Here is a 16,222-nt window from a genome sequence, read left to right as displayed (position 1 = left end):
TTGCGCCGGCCCGGCGGGCTTTGCTGCTGATGCGCCTGTGTTTTGCCGGTGCACACAGCCCACGATCCGTATCTGAATTGAAAGCGATGGCCACCACCAATCCTCAAGTCGAAACCGTCTCCAGCAGCGCAGACAAGGCCAAGCTGGCCGCTGCCGGCGTGCTGGTGGTTGGCGCGGTGGCGGCTTTCTACCTGCTGGCGGCGCAGCCGCTGTGGCTGCGCGTCGTCGCCCTGCTGGTGCTGCTGGCGGCCGCGGTCGGCGTGTTCTTGGTCTCCGAGACCGGCAAGCAGCTGATCGCCTTCGGCCAGGATTCCGCGCGCGAGACCAAGAAGGTCGTGTGGCCCAGCCGCAAGGAAGCCATGCAGATGACCGGCTATGTGTTCGCCTTCGTGCTGGTGATGGCCTTGTTCCTGTGGCTGACCGACAAGACCCTGGAGTGGGTCCTGTACGACCTGGTCCTGGGCTGGCGGCGTTGACGACAAGCGAGAAAGCATGAGCGAATCCGAAATGACCCCCACCGACGCCGCCGCACCGGCGCCGTCGCCGCTGCGCTGGTACGTCGTGCACGCCTACTCCGGCATGGAAAAGGCCGTCGAGCGCAACCTGCGTGAGCGCATCGAGCGTGCCGGCATGAACAGCAAGTTCGGCCGCATCCTGGTGCCGACCGAAGAAGTCGTCGAGCTGAAGAACGGCAAGAAAGCCGTGACCGAGCGCCGCTTCTTCCCGGGTTACGTGCTGGTCGAGATGCTGATGGACGACGAGTCCTGGCACCTGGTCAAGCACACCAGCAAGGTCACCGGCTTCGTTGGCGGTGCCAAGAACCGCCCGGTTCCCATCTCGGAAGCCGAGGTGATGAAGATCGTCAACCAGATGCAAGAGGGCGTCGAGAAGCCGAAGCCCAAGGTCGAGTGGACGGTGGGCGAGACGGTGCGGGTCAAGGAAGGCCCGTTCACCGACTTCAACGGCGCCGTGGAAGACGTCAACTACGAGAAGTCGAAGGTGCGGGTGTCCGTCACCATCTTCGGCCGCGCCACGCCGGTGGAGCTCGATTTCTCGCAGGTCGAGAAGGTCTGATTTTTCCGGGTGGGGGATGTGGCGCGACCCGGCGCCCCCCGCCGTCTTCGCAACAGGGTCGCACTGGACGAGGAGCCCGGTCTGCCGCCTTCGGCAGCCCGAGCGCTTGAACTCGATAGGAGCCATTCATGGCAAAGAAAATCGTCGGCTTCATCAAGCTGCAGATCCCGGCCGGCAAGGCCAACCCGTCGCCGCCGGTCGGTCCGGCACTGGGCCAGCGCGGCCTGAACATCATGGAGTTCTGCAAGGCGTTCAACGCGCAGACCCAGGGCATGGAACCCGGCCTGATGCTGCCGGTGGTGATCACCGCGTTCGCCGACAAGTCGTTCACCTTCATCCTGAAGACGCCGCCGGCCACCGTGCTGATCAAGAAGGCGCTGAAGCTGGACAAGGGGTCGGGTCGTCCGCACATCGAAAAGGTCGGCAAGCTGACCCGTGCGCAGATCGAAGAGATCGCCAAGACCAAGCAGAAGGACCTGACGGCTGCCGACCTGGAAGCCGCGGTGAAGACGATTGCCGGTTCCGCCCGCTCGATGGGCGTGACCGTGGAAGGAGCCTGACATGGCCAAGCTCACGAAGAAAGCCAAGGCCCTGCAGGGCAAGGTCGACAGCCTGAAGCTGTATCCGATCGACGCCGCACTGGGTCTGGTGAAGGAATGCGCCACCGCCAAGTTCGATGAATCCATCGACGTGTCGGTGCAGCTCGGCATCGACGCCAAGAAGTCGGACCAGGTCGTGCGTGGCGCCGTCGTGCTGCCCAACGGCACCGGCAAGACCAAGCGCGTCGCCGTGTTCGCCCAAGGCGCCAAGGCTGACGAAGCCCGCGCCGCTGGCGCCGACGTGGTCGGCATGGAAGACCTGGCCGAGCAGATCAAGGGCGGCAACCTGAACTTCGACGTGGTGATCGCCTCGCCGGACACCATGCGTATCGTCGGTACGCTGGGTCAGGTGCTGGGTCCCCGTGGCCTGATGCCGAACCCCAAGGTCGGCACCGTCACGCCCGACGTCGCCACCGCCGTGAAGAACGCCAAGGCCGGTCAGGTGCAGTTCCGCGTCGACAAGGCCGGGATCATCCACTCGACCATCGGCCGTCGCTCGTTCGATTCCGACAAGCTGGTGGCCAACCTGGCTGCGCTGCTGGAAGCCCTGAACAAGTCCAAGCCGGCGTCGAGCAAGGGCGTGTACCTGCGCAAGGTCGCCGTCAGCTCGACGATGGGCGTGGGCGTGCGCGTCGACACCTCGTCGATCGCGCTGACCGCTCAGTCGTAATGTGATCGAGGGCGGCGCGCGAGTCTGGCGCGCTGCCTGACGAATTGGTGGGCCGCTGCCGCCTTCACGGGCGGCGGCGGGTCATCCAAGACCGCTGGTGGTGCCGTCTGCTTGCAGGCGGCGCCGTAATCGAGGCAAGGGCCCGCCCGAGCCGAAGCCAGCGCAGATGGCGTCCCGCTGTTTTCCCTGGAAACAGATGGTCGCTGCAATCCGTTGTGCCGGAGCGCCCGAGAGGGTGCCGAGGCACGTGATGTGAGGAGCAGACCTTGAGTCTCAATCGCAACGAGAAAGCTACCGTGATCTCGGATGTGGCCGCCCAGGCAGCCCGTTCGCAGACGCTCACGCTGGCCGAGTACCGTGGCCTCACCGTTGCCCATCTCGACAAGCTGCGCCGCGACGCGCGGGAAAAGGGCGTGTACCTTCATGTGCTGAAGAACACGCTCGCCCGCCGCGCTGTGGCCGGTACGCCGTTCGAGGTGGCTGCGGAAGCCATGTCCGGTCCGCTGATCTACGGTTTTTCGGAAGACGCTGTCGCTTCGGCCAAAGTCCTGTCGGACTTTGCCAAGACCAACGACAAGCTGGTCGTCAAGGGCGGTGCATTTGGTGGCAAGGCGCTCGACGCCGAAGGCATCAAGGCCCTGGCCTCGATCCCCAGCCGCGAAGTCCTGCTGACCCAACTGGCCGGCCTGCTGCAGTCGCCGATCGCCCGCTTCGCGCGTGCGGTGGCTGCCGTGTCGGAAAAGAAGGGTGGCGGCGCCGAAGCCGCGCCTGCCGAAGCGGAAACCGCCGCGGCCTGACGCACAGCATTCAAGCAATTCAACTGTTTCTAGGAATCCAAAATGGCATTCGACAAAGACGCTTTCCTGTCCAGCCTGGACACCATGACCGTGATGGAACTCAATGACCTGGTGAAGGCCATTGAAGAGAAGTTCGGCGTTTCGGCTGCTGCCGTGGCCGCTCCGGCCGCCGGTGGTGGTGGCGCCGCCGCCGCCGCGGTGGAAGAGAAGACCGAATTCAACGTGGTGCTGCTGGACGCTGGCGCCCAGAAGGTGTCGGTCATCAAGGCCGTGCGCGAACTGACGGGCCTGGGCCTGAAGGAAGCCAAGGACCTGGTGGACGGCGCTCCCAAGACCGTCAAGGAAGCCATCCCCAAGGCCGACGCCGAAGCCGCTGTCAAGAAGCTGGTGGAAGCCGGCGCCAAGGCCGAAGTCAAGTAATCGGCTTGCCCGAAGCGAGGCTGGGTGCCCTACAGGCACCCAGCCTTTCGTGCTTCAGGGTTTCCACGGCTTGAGGTCACTCGGAAAGGGAAAGCGCGACACAATACGCGCCCTTCCTTTTCCAAGTGTTCTCTGATCCGACTGCAGAGAACGGGTTTGGTCGGACTCCGGTGCAACGCCGGGGTTGTCCGCCAGCGGTTGGTAGTGGCCAACCACCAAGCCTCGGGTGCAAGACCCGAGTTGCCAGTCGCCGACGAAACTCCTGCCACGGCCAGGCGGGGGTTTTCGACACGGAGTGTTCAATGGCGCAAGCATCCCCCAACTACAGCTATACCGAGCGCAAGCGGATCCGCAAGAGCTTCGGTAAGCGCGAGAGCGTTCTCAACGTCCCGTATCTGCTGACCATGCAGCGGGAATCCTACGTCGCGTTCCTGCAAAAGGACGTGCCGCCCGCCAAGCGCAAGCCCGAGGGGCTGCAGGCCGCCTTCCTGTCCGCGTTCCCGATCGTTTCGCACAACGGGTACGTGGAGATGAAGTTCATCGAGTACAACATCGCCAAGCCGCCGTTCGACACGCGCGAATGCCAGCAGCGTGGTCTGACGTACGCCGCTGCGGTGCGGGCGAAGCTGCAGATGATCATCTATGACCGTGAAGCCGCGCAGGCCAAGACGGTCAAGGAGATCAAGGAGCAGGAGGTCTACATGGGCGAAGTGCCCCTGATGACCGACTACGGCTCCTTCATCGTCAACGGCACCGAGCGTGTCATCGTCTCGCAGCTGCACCGCTCGCCGGGCGTGTTCTTCGAGCACGACAAGGGCAAGACCCACAGCTCGGGCAAGCTGCTGTTCAGCGCCCGCATCATTCCCTACCGCGGCTCCTGGCTGGACTTCGAGTTCGACCCGAAGGACATCCTGTACTTCCGTGTCGACCGCCGCCGCAAGATGCCGGTCACGATCCTGCTCAAGGCCATCGGCCTGAACCCCGAGCAGATCCTGGCGCACTTCTTCGTGTTCGACAACTTCCGCCTGATGGACTCGGGCGCGCAGATGGAGTTCGTGGCCGACCGCCTGCGTGGCGAAGTCGCGCGCTTCGACATCACCAACAAGAACGGTGAAGTCGTCGTCGAGAAGGACAAGCGCATCACCGCCCGCCACGTGCGCGCGCTGGAGCAGTCAGGCACCAACCACATCACGGTGCCGGAAGACTTCCTGATCGGCCGCATCGTGGCCCGCAACATGGTCGACCCCGACACGGGCGAGATCGTGGCCAAGGCCAACGAGGAAATCACCGACACGCTGCTGAAGAAGCTGCGCCAGTCGGGTGTGAAGGACCTGCAGGCCCTGTACACCAACGAGCTGGACGAAGGCGCCTACATCAGCCAGACCCTGGCCAGCGACGAAACCGCCGACCAGCTGGCCGCGCGCGTGGCCATCTACCGCATGATGCGCCCCGGCGAGCCGCCGACCGAAGACGCGGTGGAAGCGCTGTTCAACCGCCTGTTCTACAGCGCCGACACGTACGACCTGTCGCGCGTGGGCCGCATGAAGTTCAACGCCCGCGTGGGCCGCGACTCAGCCGAAGGCGCGATGACGCTGAGCAACGAGGACATCCTCGACGTCGTCAAGATTCTGGTCGAGCTGCGCAACGGCCGCGGTGAAGTCGACGACATCGACCACCTGGGCAACCGTCGCGTGCGCTGCGTGGGCGAACTGGCCGAGAACCAGTACCGCTCGGGCCTCGCCCGCATCGAGAAGGCCGTCAAGGAGCGTCTGGGCCAGGCCGAGACCGAAGCCCTGATGCCGCACGACCTGATCAACTCCAAGCCGATCTCCGCGGCGCTGAAGGAGTTCTTCGGTGCGTCGCAGCTGTCGCAGTTCATGGACCAGACCAACCCGCTGTCCGAGATCACGCACAAGCGTCGTGTCTCGGCCCTGGGCCCGGGCGGTCTGACCCGCGAGCGCGCCGGCTTTGAAGTCCGCGACGTGCACCCGACCCATTACGGCCGTGTCTGCCCGATCGAAACGCCGGAAGGCCCGAACATCGGTCTGATCAACTCGCTGGCGCTGTACGCGCAGCTCAACGAGTACGGCTTCCTCGAGACGCCGTACCGCCGCGTGGTGGACGGTCAGGTCACCGACCAGATCGACTACCTGTCGGCCATCCAGGAAGGCAAGTACGTCATCGCGCAGGCCAACGCCTCTCTGGACGATCAAGGCCGCCTGGTGGACGAGCTGGTGTCGGCCCGTGAAAACGGTGAATCGGTGCTGACCTCGCCCGAGCGCATCCAGTACATGGACGTGGCGCCGACACAGATCGTGTCGGTGGCGGCCTCGCTGGTGCCGTTCCTGGAGCACGACGACGCGAACCGCGCACTGATGGGCGCGAACATGCAGCGTCAGGCCGTGCCGACCCTGCGCCCCGAAAAGGCGCTGGTGGGTACCGGCGTGGAGCGCGTGGCCGCGAAGGACTCGGGCACGGTGGTGGCGTCGCGCCGCGGCGGCATCGTCGACTACGTCGACACCAACCGCATCGTGATCCGCGTGAACGACGATGAGACGGTGGCTGGTGAGGTCGGCGTCGACATCTACAACCTGATCAAGTACCACCGCTCCAACCAGAACACGAACATCCACCAGCGCCCGATCGTGCGCCGGGGCGACCACGTGTCCGCCGGCGACGTGATCGCCGACGGTGCGTCGACCGACCTGGGCGAGCTGGCACTGGGCCAGAACATGCTGGTCGCGTTCATGCCCTGGAACGGCTACAACTTCGAAGACTCGATCCTGATCTCCGAACGCGTGGTGGCCGAAGACCGCTACACCTCGATCCACATCGAGGAACTGGTGGTCATGGCGCGTGACACCAAGCTGGGCTCCGAGGAAATCACCCGCGACATCCCCAACCTGTCGGAGCAGCAACTGGCTCGCCTCGACGAGTCGGGCATCGTGTACGTGGGCGCCGAGGTGAACCCTGGCGACGTGCTGGTGGGCAAGGTGACGCCGAAGGGCGAAACCACGCTGACGCCGGAAGAAAAGCTGCTGCGCGCGATCTTCGGCGAGAAGGCGTCCGACGTGAAGGACACCTCGCTGCGCGTGGACCAGGGCACCAGCGGCACCGTCATCGACGTGCAGGTGTTCACCCGTGAAGGCATCCAGCGTGACAAGCGCGCCCAGCAGATCATCGACGATGAACTCAAGCGCTTCCGCCTGGACCTGAACGACCAGCTGCGCATCGTGGAGGCCGACGCCTTCGACCGTATCGAGAAGCTGCTGAACGGCAAGGTCGCCAACGGCGGCCCGCAGAAGCTGGCCAAGGGCACGACCATCGACAAGGCCTACCTGGCCTCGATCGAGAAGTACCACTGGTTCGACGTGCGCCCGGCCGAGGATGAGGTGGCCAACCAGCTCGAGTCGATCAAGAACTCGCTCGAGCAGACCCGCCACAGCTTCGACCTGGCTTTCGAAGAAAAGCGCAAGAAGCTGACGCAGGGCGACGAGCTGCCGGCCGGCGTGCTGAAGATGGTCAAGGTGTACCTGGCCGTCAAGCGCCGCCTGCAGCCTGGCGACAAGATGGCCGGCCGCCACGGCAACAAGGGTGTCGTGTCCAAGATCACCCCGATCGAGGACATGCCCTACATGGCCGACGGCACGCCGTGCGACATCGTGCTGAACCCGCTGGGCGTGCCTTCGCGGATGAACGTGGGTCAGGTGCTGGAAGTGCACCTGGGCTGGGCCGGCAAGGGCATCGGCCAGCGCATCGGCGACCTGCTGCAGAAGGAGTCGCGTGCGGCCGAGCTGCGCAAGTTCTTCGACCAGCTCTACAACCAGTCGGGCGGCACGACCGAGGACCTGTCCTCGTTCAGCGACGACGACATCGTGGAGATGGCCAAGAACCTCGAGAACGGCGTGCCGTTCGCGACGCCGGTGTTCGACGGCGCGGCCGAGGAAGAGATCCGCGGCATGCTGAAGCTGGCCTACCCGGACGAGATCGCCAAGGCCAAGGGCCTGACCGAGTCGCGCACGCAGGCCATCCTGCATGACGGCCGCACCGGCGACGCCTTCGAGCGCCCCGTGACGGTGGGCTACATGCACGTGCTGAAGCTGCACCACCTGGTCGACGACAAGATGCACGCCCGCTCCACCGGCCCGTACTCGCTCGTCACCCAGCAGCCGCTGGGCGGCAAGGCGCAGTTCGGTGGCCAGCGCTTCGGCGAAATGGAAGTGTGGGCGCTGGAAGCCTACGGCGCCTCGTACATCCTGCAGGAGATGCTGACCGTGAAGTCCGACGACGTGAACGGCCGCACCAAGGTCTACGAGAACATCGTCAAGGGCGAGCACTCGATCGAAGCCGGCATGCCGGAATCGTTCAACGTGCTGGTGAAGGAAATCCGTTCGCTCGGCATCGACATCGAGCTCGAGCGCAACTAAGGGAACAGGAGAAAAGGCATGAAGGGACTACTCGACCTTTTCAAGCAATTCACGCCCGACGAACACTTCGACGCGATCAAGATCGGGCTGGCCTCGCCCGAGAAGATCCGCTCGTGGTCGTTCGGCGAAGTGAAGAAGCCCGAGACGATCAACTACCGCACGTTCAAGCCCGAGCGCGATGGCTTGTTCTGCGCCAAGATCTTCGGCCCCATCAAGGACTACGAGTGCCTGTGCGGCAAGTACAAGCGCCTGAAGCACCGCGGTGTCATCTGCGAGAAGTGCGGCGTTGAAGTCACGCAGACCAAGGTCCGCCGCGACCGCATGGGTCACATCGACCTGGCGGCGCCGTGCGCGCACATCTGGTTCCTGAAGTCGCTGCCGTCGCGTCTGGGCCTTGTGCTCGACATGACGCTGCGCGACATCGAGCGCGTGCTGTACTTCGAAGCCTATGTCGTGGTCGACCCCGGCATGACCCCGCTGAAGAAGTTCTCGATCATGAGCGAGGACGACTACGACGCCAAGCGCATCGAGTTCGGCGAGGAGTTCGTTGCGCTGATGGGCGCCGAGGGCATCAAGAAGCTGCTGGAGGAGATGGATCTCGACGTCGAGATCGAGAAGCTCCGCGGCGACATGACCGGCTCCGAGCTCAAGATCAAGAAGAACTCCAAGCGCCTGAAGGTCATGGAAGCCTTCAAGCGCTCGGGCATCCGCCCGAGCTGGATGGTGCTGGAAGTGCTGCCCGTGCTGCCGCCGGACCTGCGTCCGCTGGTGCCGCTGGATGGTGGCCGCTTCGCCACGTCCGACCTGAACGACCTGTATCGCCGCGTCATCAACCGCAACAACCGCCTGGCGCGGCTGCTGGAGCTGAAGGCGCCCGAGATCATCGTGCGCAACGAAAAGCGCATGCTGCAGGAAGCGGTGGACTCGCTGCTGGACAACGGCCGTCGCGGCAAGGCGATGACCGGTGCCAACAAGCGCGCGCTGAAGTCGCTGGCCGACATGATCAAGGGCAAGAGCGGCCGCTTCCGCCAGAACCTGCTGGGCAAGCGCGTCGACTACTCGGGCCGTTCGGTCATCGTGGTGGGCCCGACGCTCAAGCTGCACCAGTGCGGCCTGCCCAAGCTGATGGCGCTCGAGCTGTTCAAGCCCTTCATCTTCTCGCGCCTGGAGGCGATGGGCATCGCCACCACCATCAAGGCCGCCAAGAAGGAAGTCGAGAGCGGCACGCCGGTGGTCTGGGACATCCTTGAAGAAGTCATCAAGGAACACCCGGTGCTGCTGAACCGCGCGCCGACCCTGCACCGCCTGGGCATCCAGGCGTTCGAGCCGGTGCTGATCGAAGGCAAGGCCATCCAGCTGCACCCGCTGGTGTGCGCCGCCTTCAACGCCGACTTCGACGGCGACCAGATGGCCGTGCACGTGCCGCTGTCGATCGAAGCGCAGATGGAAGCCCGCACGCTGATGCTGGCCTCCAACAACGTGCTGTTCCCGGCCAACGGCGAACCGTCGATCGTGCCGTCGCAGGACGTGGTGCTGGGTCTGTACTACGCCACCCGCGAGCGCACCAACGGCAAGGGCGAAGGCCTGATCTTCTCCGACGTGGTGGAAGTGCAGCGCGCGCTGGACAACGGCGCCGTGGAAATCACCGCCAAGATCAGCGTGCGCCTGACGCAGTACACGAAGAACAAGGAAACCGGCGAGTTCGTGCCGGAGACCAAGCTCGTCGACACCACCGTCGGCCGTGCGCTGCTGTCCGAGATCCTGCCCAAGGGCCTGCCCTTCAGCAACATCAACAAGGCGCTGAAGAAGAAGGAGATCTCCAAGCTGATCAACGTGTCCTTCCGCACCTGCGGTCTGAAGGAAACGGTGGTCTTCGCCGACAAGCTGCTGCAGTCGGGCTTCCGCCTGGCCACGCGCGCCGGCATCTCCATCGCCATCGACGACATGCTGGTGCCGAAGGAGAAGCAGGGCCTGATTGACCGCGCCGAGAAGGAAGTCAAGGAGATCGAGCAGCAGTACGTCTCGGGCCTGGTGACCGCCGGTGAGCGCTACAACAAGGTCGTGGACATCTGGGGCAAGACCGGTGACGAGGTGGGCAAGGTCATGATGGCCCAGCTCTCCAAGCAGAAGGTGCTGGACCGCCACGGCAAGGAAGTGGACCAGGAGTCGTTCAACTCCATCTACATGATGGCCGACTCGGGCGCCCGGGGTTCCGCCGCGCAGATCCGCCAGCTGGCCGGTATGCGGGGCCTGATGGCCAAGCCGGACGGCTCGATCATCGAGACGCCGATTACCGCGAACTTCCGCGAAGGCCTGAACGTTCTGCAGTACTTCATCTCCACCCACGGTGCCCGTAAGGGCCTGGCGGACACGGCGCTGAAGACCGCGAACTCCGGCTACCTGACCCGTCGTCTGGTGGACGTGACGCAGGACCTGGTGGTCACCGAAGTCGATTGCGGCACCGAGAACGGCATCGCCATGCGCGCGCTGGTCGAAGGTGGTGAAGTCATCGAATCGCTGCGTGACCGCATCCTGGGCCGCGTCGCCGCGGTCGAGGTGCTGCACCCCGAGAACCAGCAGCTGCTGGTGCCGGCCGGCCAGATGCTCGACGAAGAGACGCTGGACGTGCTGGAAGCCGCTGGCGCCGACGAAGTCAAGGTGCGCACGCCGCTGACCTGCGACACGCGCTTCGGCCTGTGCGCCAAGTGCTACGGCCGCGACCTGGGCCGTGGCGGCCTGGTGAACGTGGGCGAGGCGGTGGGCGTGATCGCCGCGCAGTCGATCGGTGAACCCGGCACGCAGCTGACGATGCGGACCTTCCACATCGGTGGTGCCGCTTCGCGCGCCGCGGTGGCCAACAGCGTCGAAGCCAAGAGCGACGGCATCATCGGCTTCAACGCCACGATGCGCTACGTCACCAACGGCAAGGGCGAACTGGTGGTCATCTCGCGTTCGGGCGAGATCGTCATCCTCGACCCGCACGGCCGTGAGCGCGAGCGTCACAAGGTGCCGTACGGCGCCACGCTGAATGTCAATGCCGACCAGACCATCAAGGCCGGCACCGTGCTGGCCAACTGGGACCCGCTGACCCGACCCATCATCACGGAATTCGCCGGCAAGGCGAAGTTCGAGAACGTGGAAGAGGGCGTGACGGTTGCCAAGCAGGTGGACGAAGTCACCGGCCTGTCGACGCTGGTGGTGATCGACCCGAAGCGCCGCGGCGCGACCAAGGTCGTGCGCCCGCAGGTCAAGCTGCTGGACGCTGCCGGCCAGGAAGTGAAGATCCCCGGCACCGACCACTCGGTGACGATCGGCTTCCCGGTGGGCGCGCTGGTGCAGATCCGCGACGGTCAGGACCTCGCCCCCGGCGAAGTGCTGGCACGTATCCCGGTGGAAGGCCAGAAGACCCGCGACATCACCGGCGGTCTGCCGCGGGTGGCCGAGCTGTTCGAAGCCCGTTCGCCGAAGGACGTCGGCACGCTGGCCGAGCAGACCGGTACCGTGTCGTTCGGCAAGGAGACCAAGGGCAAGGTGCGCCTGCAGATCACCGACCCGGACGGCAAGGTGTTCGAGGAGCTGGTGCCCAAGGAAAAGAACATCCTGGTGCACGAAGGCCAGGTGGTGAACCGCGGCGAGCTGATCGTCGACGGCGCGGCGGATCCGCAGGACATCCTGCGTCTGCTGGGCATCGAGGAGCTGGCGCGCTACATCGTCGACGAGGTGCAGGACGTCTACCGTCTGCAGGGCGTGAAGATCAACGACAAGCACATCGAGGTGATCGTTCGCCAGATGCTGCGCCGCGTGCAGATCGTCAACCCGGGCGAGTCGTCCTACATCGCCGGTGAGCAGGTCGAGCGCTCGGAGCTGCTGGACACCAACGACCGCCTGCGCTCCGAGGGCAAGGTGACCGCCACGCACGCCGATGTGCTGCTGGGCATCACCAAGGCCTCGCTGTCGACCGACTCGTTCATCTCCGCGGCGTCCTTCCAGGAAACCACCCGCGTGCTGACCGAGGCGGCGATCATGGGCAAGCGCGACGAGCTGCGTGGTCTGAAGGAAAACGTGATCGTCGGTCGCCTGATTCCCGCGGGCACCGGCATGGCCTTCCACGAGGCACGCCGTGCCAAGGAAGACATGGACGAGAGCGAACGCCGCGCCATCGCGCTGCAGGAAGCCGAAGAGCTGGCTGCTGCGCAGCTGGCCGCGGTGGGCAGCGACACGCCGGACGAGGCGGCCGAGTAAGGCCGGGCAGACAGTCCGCCCGCGTGGTGGCCTGCATCTGGAGGGGGCGGCTTAGGCCGCCCCTTTTCATTTGCGTTGCCCCCAGCTCGCTGCGCTCGCGGCTCCCCAAGGGGGCGCGTTCAGCCTTGGGGCTGCCCGGCGGCTGAACCCAGCTGTTCGAGGCAGCGCTCGGGTGTCAGCACCTCCACGCCCCAGCGGCGGGCGCGTTTGGCCAGCTTGAGCAGCGCGCGGTCGCGCGTGACCAGCCAGCGCGCCTGCCACACCACGGCGGCGTCGATGAACACCTGGTCGTCCGGATCGGTGCAGTGCAGGCGCTGCGTGGCGCCCGGCACCGGCGCAGGGTGCAGCTGCACCTGCCGGGTCCAGGCCTGCACCACCGGCGCCGGTGGCATGTCGCCCAGCCGGCCCCCCAGCCCGCGTGACAACACGTGCGCCAGCTCGTCGCGCATGCGCTCGCAGCCCAGCCAGCGCAGCCGCCCGCTGGTGATCCGCTCGAACAGCGGCAGCACACCCGGGTTGCGGAACACCAGCCAGTCCAGCGCCACGTTGGTGTCGACGACCACGGCGTCGGTGGACAGGGGGTCAGGGATCATCGGCTTGCACGGTCAACGGGAGTGCGAATATACTCCCGGGTTCTTCGGCAGATTCTGCTGCGCTCTTTGTCGCCTGCTGCGCCCCGCGCGGCGCTCAGGTCGTCCCACACAAGAGCGCTGTGGCTTCTCCCGACAGAAAAAATTGCGTGACTTCAAACGGGAACAAGTCCACATGCCTACCATCAACCAGCTCGTGCGCCACGGCCGTGAGGTCGAAGCCACGAAGTCCAAGTCGCCTGCCATGCAGGGCGGCCCCCAGCGCCGCGGTGTCTGCACCCGCGTCTACACCACGACCCCGAAGAAGCCGAACTCGGCGCTGCGTAAGGTCGCCAAGGTGCGCCTGACCAACGGTTTCGAGGTCATCTCGTACATCGGCGGTGAAGGCCACAACCTGCAGGAACACAGCGTCGTGCTCGTGCGCGGCGGCCGTGTGAAGGACCTGCCCGGTGTGCGTTACCACATCGTGCGCGGCTCCCTCGACCTGCAAGGCGTCAAGGACCGTAAGCAGGCTCGCTCCAAGTACGGCGCCAAGCGCCCGAAGAAGGCTTAAAGCCACCAGCGCGATCGGCCGCAAGCCGGTTGCACGTTGCGGAGGGCCCCAGGGCTCGCCGAGTAAGTGGATGGTTGTTTCAGGCTATGGCCATCCAAGGCAAGGGCAAGAAGCCCGCGCCAACTGAAGCTGATAAAGGAAGACTCCCATGCCGCGTCGCCGCGAAGTACCCAAGCGCGAGATCCTGCCCGACCCGAAGTTCGGCAGCGTCGATCTCTCGAAGTTCATGAACGTCGTGATGGAATCCGGCAAGAAGGCCGTGGCCGAGCGCATCATCTACGGTGCCCTCGACCAGGTCGAAAAGAAGGCCAACAAGGATCCGCTCGAGATCTTCATGACCGCGCTGAACAACGTGAAGCCGATGGTCGAAGTCAAGAGCCGCCGCGTCGGTGGTGCGAACTACCAAGTTCCCGTGGAAGTTCGCCCCGTCCGCCGCATGGCGCTCGCGATGCGCTGGCTGAAGGACTCCGCCCGCAAGCGTGGCGAGAAGTCGATGGCCGCGCGCCTGGCCAATGAGCTGCTGGAGGCCTCGGAAGGCCGCGGCGGCGCGATGAAGAAGCGTGACGAAGTGCACCGCATGGCAGAGGCCAACAAGGCCTTCTCGCACTTCCGCTTCTAAGTCGTCCCAGTCCAACGTTCCCCTGGCCGCTCTTCGGGTTTGCACCAACCCGCGAGCGGCCCCTGTATTTGGAGCAACACCATGTCCCGCAAGACCCCCATCGAGCGCTACCGCAACATCGGTATCTCTGCGCACATCGATGCCGGCAAGACCACCACGACCGAACGCATCCTGTACTACACCGGCGTGAACCACAAGATCGGCGAGGTGCACGATGGTGCCGCGACGATGGACTGGATGGAGCAGGAACAGGAGCGGGGCATCACCATCACGTCGGCTGCGACGACCTGCTTCTGGAAGGGCATGGACATGTCCTACCCGGAGCACCGCTTCAACATCATCGACACCCCGGGGCACGTGGACTTCACCATCGAGGTGGAGCGTTCCATGCGCGTGCTGGACGGCGCCTGCATGGTGTACTGCGCCGTGGGCGGCGTGCAGCCCCAGTCGGAAACCGTCTGGCGCCAGGCCAACAAGTACAAGGTGCCCCGTCTGGCGTTCGTCAACAAGATGGACCGCACCGGCGCGAACTTCTTCAAGGTCTATGACCAGATGAAGACCCGCCTGAAGGCCAACCCGGTGCCCATCGTGGTGCCCATCGGCGCTGAAGACAACTTCAAGGGCGTGGTCGACCTGTTCAAGATGAAGGCCATCATCTGGGACGAGGCCTCGCAAGGCATGAAGTTCTCGTATGAGGACATCCCCGCCGAGCTGCAGGCGGAGTGCGAGAAGTGGCGCGAAGGCATGATCGAAGCTGCCGCCGAGGCCAGCGAAGAGCTGATGAACAAGTACCTCGAATCGGGCGAGCTGTCCGAGGAAGAGATCAAGCTCGGCCTGCGCACCCGCACCATCGCCACGGAAATCCAGCCGATGCTGTGCGGCACCGCCTTCAAGAACAAGGGCGTGCAGCGCATGCTCGACGCGGTGATCGACTTCCTGCCTTCGCCGGTGGACATCCCCCCGGTCGGCGGCACGGACGACGACGAGAAGGAAGTCTTCCGCAAGGCGGACGACAGCGAGAAGTTCTCGGCCCTGGCCTTCAAGCTGATGACCGACCCGTTCGTCGGCCAGCTGACCTTCGTTCGCGTGTACTCGGGCGTGCTGGCTTCCGGCTCGACCGTCTACAACCCGATCAAGGGCAAGAAGGAACGTATCGGCCGGATCCTGCAGATGCACGCCAACCAGCGTGAAGAAATCAAGGAAATTCTGGCCGGCGACATCGCCGCCTGCGTGGGTCTGAAGGACGTGACCACGGGCGAAACCCTGTGCGATCCGGATGCCGTGATCACGCTGGAAAAGATGGTCTTCCCTGAGCCGGTGATCTCGCAGGCCGTGGAACCCAAGACCAAGGCCGACCAGGAAAAGATGGGCATCGCCCTGTCGCGCCTGGCCGCCGAAGACCCGTCGTTCCGCGTGCGCACCGACGAAGAGTCGGGCCAGACCATCATCTCGGGCATGGGCGAGCTGCACCTGGAAATCATCGTCGACCGCATGAAGCGCGAGTTCGGCGTGGAAGCCAACGTCGGCAAGCCGCAGGTGGCCTACCGCGAAACCATCCGCAAGACGGCGACCGACGTCGAAGGCAAGTTCGTGCGCCAGTCGGGCGGCAAGGGCCAGTACGGCCACGTCGTGCTGACGCTGGAACCGCAGGAAGCCGGCAAGGGCTTCGAGTTCGTCGACGCCATCAAGGGCGGCGTGGTGCCTCGCGAGTACATCCCCGCGGTGGAAAAGGGCATCATCGACACGCTGCCGAACGGCGTGCTGGCCGGCTTCCCGGTGGTGGACGTCAAGGCCACGCTGACCTTCGGTTCGTACCACGACGTGGACTCGAACGAAAACGCGTTCAAGATGGCCGCCTCGATGGGCTTCAAGGAAGCCATGCGCCGGGCCAGCCCGGTCATCCTCGAGCCGATGATGGCCGTGGAAGTCGAGACGCCGGAAGACTACGCCGGTACCGTCATGGGTGACCTGTCCAGCCGTCGCGGCATGGTGCAGGGCATGGACGACATGCCGGGTGGCGGCAAGGTCATCAAGGCCGAAGTGCCGCTGTCCGAGATGTTCGGCTACTCGACCAGCCTGCGCTCGGCCACGCAAGGCCGTGCGACGTACACGATGGAGTTCAAGCACTACAGCGAAGCTCCGAAGAACGTCGCCGACGCGATCATCACCGCTCGCGGTAAGTAAGCAACAACAACCAGCCGGTCTTCGGCCGGGTGCCGTCCGCTGCCAGT

At 64.9% G+C, this 16,222-nt stretch carries 12 protein-coding genes; 11 read left to right on the top strand and 1 reads right to left on the bottom strand.

Annotated elements, in window-relative coordinates:
* Nucleotides 1-86 precede the first annotated feature (86 nt).
* The 8 genes from secE to rpoC all read left to right on the top strand — a co-directional run bounded on the left by secE (nucleotide 87) and on the right by rpoC (nucleotide 12,229).
* Complete coding sequence (secE, locus tag MW290_RS30615; RefSeq protein ID WP_250198108.1) at nucleotides 87-476, top strand: preprotein translocase subunit SecE; 390 nt, start codon at nucleotides 87-89, stop codon at nucleotides 474-476.
* A gap of 16 nt (nucleotides 477-492) precedes the next feature.
* Nucleotides 493-1,074 (top strand): transcription termination/antitermination protein NusG, encoded by a 582-nt coding sequence (gene nusG / locus MW290_RS30610; protein WP_250198107.1) that lies wholly within the window; start codon nucleotides 493-495, stop codon nucleotides 1,072-1,074.
* Between the two features lie 128 nt (nucleotides 1,075-1,202).
* Nucleotides 1,203-1,634, top strand: coding sequence for a 50S ribosomal protein L11 (gene rplK / locus MW290_RS30605; protein ID WP_046116040.1), 432 nt, complete (start codon nucleotides 1,203-1,205; stop codon nucleotides 1,632-1,634).
* Nucleotide 1,635: 1 nt separating this feature from the next.
* On the top strand, nucleotides 1,636-2,343 hold the full coding sequence (gene rplA / locus MW290_RS30600; RefSeq protein WP_250198106.1) for a 50S ribosomal protein L1: 708 nt from the start codon (nucleotides 1,636-1,638) through the stop codon (nucleotides 2,341-2,343).
* A gap of 266 nt (nucleotides 2,344-2,609) precedes the next feature.
* Nucleotides 2,610-3,140: a 50S ribosomal protein L10 gene (gene rplJ / locus MW290_RS30595; RefSeq protein ID WP_250198105.1), complete on the top strand. Its 531-nt coding sequence runs from the start codon at nucleotides 2,610-2,612 to the stop codon at nucleotides 3,138-3,140.
* Nucleotides 3,141-3,182: 42 nt separating this feature from the next.
* Nucleotides 3,183-3,560 carry a 50S ribosomal protein L7/L12 gene (gene rplL / locus MW290_RS30590; RefSeq protein ID WP_250198104.1) on the top strand — a complete coding sequence of 126 codons (378 nt, stop codon included), beginning with the start codon at nucleotides 3,183-3,185 and terminating at the stop codon, nucleotides 3,558-3,560.
* 302 nt (nucleotides 3,561-3,862) lie between these two features.
* Nucleotides 3,863-7,987: a DNA-directed RNA polymerase subunit beta gene (gene rpoB, locus MW290_RS30585; protein WP_250198103.1), complete on the top strand. Its 4,125-nt coding sequence runs from the start codon at nucleotides 3,863-3,865 to the stop codon at nucleotides 7,985-7,987.
* Nucleotides 7,988-8,005: 18 nt separating this feature from the next.
* A complete protein-coding gene (gene rpoC / locus MW290_RS30580) occupies nucleotides 8,006-12,229 on the top strand; it encodes a DNA-directed RNA polymerase subunit beta' (RefSeq protein WP_250198102.1) in 4,224 nt (1,407 codons plus the stop codon).
* 119 nt (nucleotides 12,230-12,348) lie between these two features.
* On the opposite strand, the gene MW290_RS30575 is transcribed toward rpoC, so the two are convergent.
* Nucleotides 12,349-12,822: a PIN domain-containing protein gene (locus MW290_RS30575; protein ID WP_250198101.1), complete on the bottom strand. Its 474-nt coding sequence runs from the start codon at nucleotides 12,820-12,822 to the stop codon at nucleotides 12,349-12,351.
* 172 nt (nucleotides 12,823-12,994) lie between these two features.
* Between MW290_RS30575 and rpsL the strand changes: the two genes are divergently transcribed.
* From rpsL to fusA, 3 genes are all read left to right on the top strand, one after another.
* Nucleotides 12,995-13,372, top strand: a complete 378-nt coding sequence (gene rpsL / locus MW290_RS30570; RefSeq protein ID WP_250198100.1) for a 30S ribosomal protein S12 — start codon at nucleotides 12,995-12,997, stop codon at nucleotides 13,370-13,372.
* A gap of 148 nt (nucleotides 13,373-13,520) precedes the next feature.
* Complete coding sequence (gene rpsG / locus MW290_RS30565; protein ID WP_046116048.1) at nucleotides 13,521-13,991, top strand: 30S ribosomal protein S7; 471 nt, start codon at nucleotides 13,521-13,523, stop codon at nucleotides 13,989-13,991.
* 81 nt (nucleotides 13,992-14,072) lie between these two features.
* Nucleotides 14,073-16,175, top strand: coding sequence for an elongation factor G (fusA, locus tag MW290_RS30560; protein WP_250198099.1), 2,103 nt, complete (start codon nucleotides 14,073-14,075; stop codon nucleotides 16,173-16,175).
* Nucleotides 16,176-16,222 lie beyond the last annotated feature (47 nt).

The sequence above is a fragment of the Aquincola tertiaricarbonis genome, assembly GCF_023573145.1.
Taxonomy (GTDB): Bacteria; Pseudomonadota; Gammaproteobacteria; order Burkholderiales; family Burkholderiaceae_C; genus Aquincola; species Aquincola tertiaricarbonis_B.
Note: the sequence above shows the minus strand (reverse complement) of the source record. Positions and strands in the feature narration are given on the sequence as shown.

Excerpts from the sequence above, each read along its gene's own strand:
- secE (WP_250198108.1), top strand. The coding sequence starts at position 87 with ATGGCCACCACCAATCCTCAAGTCGAAACCGTCTCCAGCAGCGCAGAC.
- nusG (WP_250198107.1), top strand. The coding sequence starts at position 493 with ATGAGCGAATCCGAAATGACCCCCACCGACGCCGCCGCACCGGCGCCG.
- rplK (WP_046116040.1), top strand. The coding sequence starts at position 1,203 with ATGGCAAAGAAAATCGTCGGCTTCATCAAGCTGCAGATCCCGGCCGGC.
- rplA (WP_250198106.1), top strand. The coding sequence starts at position 1,636 with ATGGCCAAGCTCACGAAGAAAGCCAAGGCCCTGCAGGGCAAGGTCGAC.
- rplL (WP_250198104.1), top strand. The coding sequence starts at position 3,183 with ATGGCATTCGACAAAGACGCTTTCCTGTCCAGCCTGGACACCATGACC.
- rpoB (WP_250198103.1), top strand. The coding sequence starts at position 3,863 with ATGGCGCAAGCATCCCCCAACTACAGCTATACCGAGCGCAAGCGGATC.
- rpoC (WP_250198102.1), top strand. The coding sequence starts at position 8,006 with ATGAAGGGACTACTCGACCTTTTCAAGCAATTCACGCCCGACGAACAC.
- MW290_RS30575 (WP_250198101.1), bottom strand. The coding sequence starts at position 12,822 with ATGATCCCTGACCCCCTGTCCACCGACGCCGTGGTCGTCGACACCAAC.
- rpsL (WP_250198100.1), top strand. The coding sequence starts at position 12,995 with ATGCCTACCATCAACCAGCTCGTGCGCCACGGCCGTGAGGTCGAAGCC.
- rpsG (WP_046116048.1), top strand. The coding sequence starts at position 13,521 with ATGCCGCGTCGCCGCGAAGTACCCAAGCGCGAGATCCTGCCCGACCCG.
- fusA (WP_250198099.1), top strand. The coding sequence starts at position 14,073 with ATGTCCCGCAAGACCCCCATCGAGCGCTACCGCAACATCGGTATCTCT.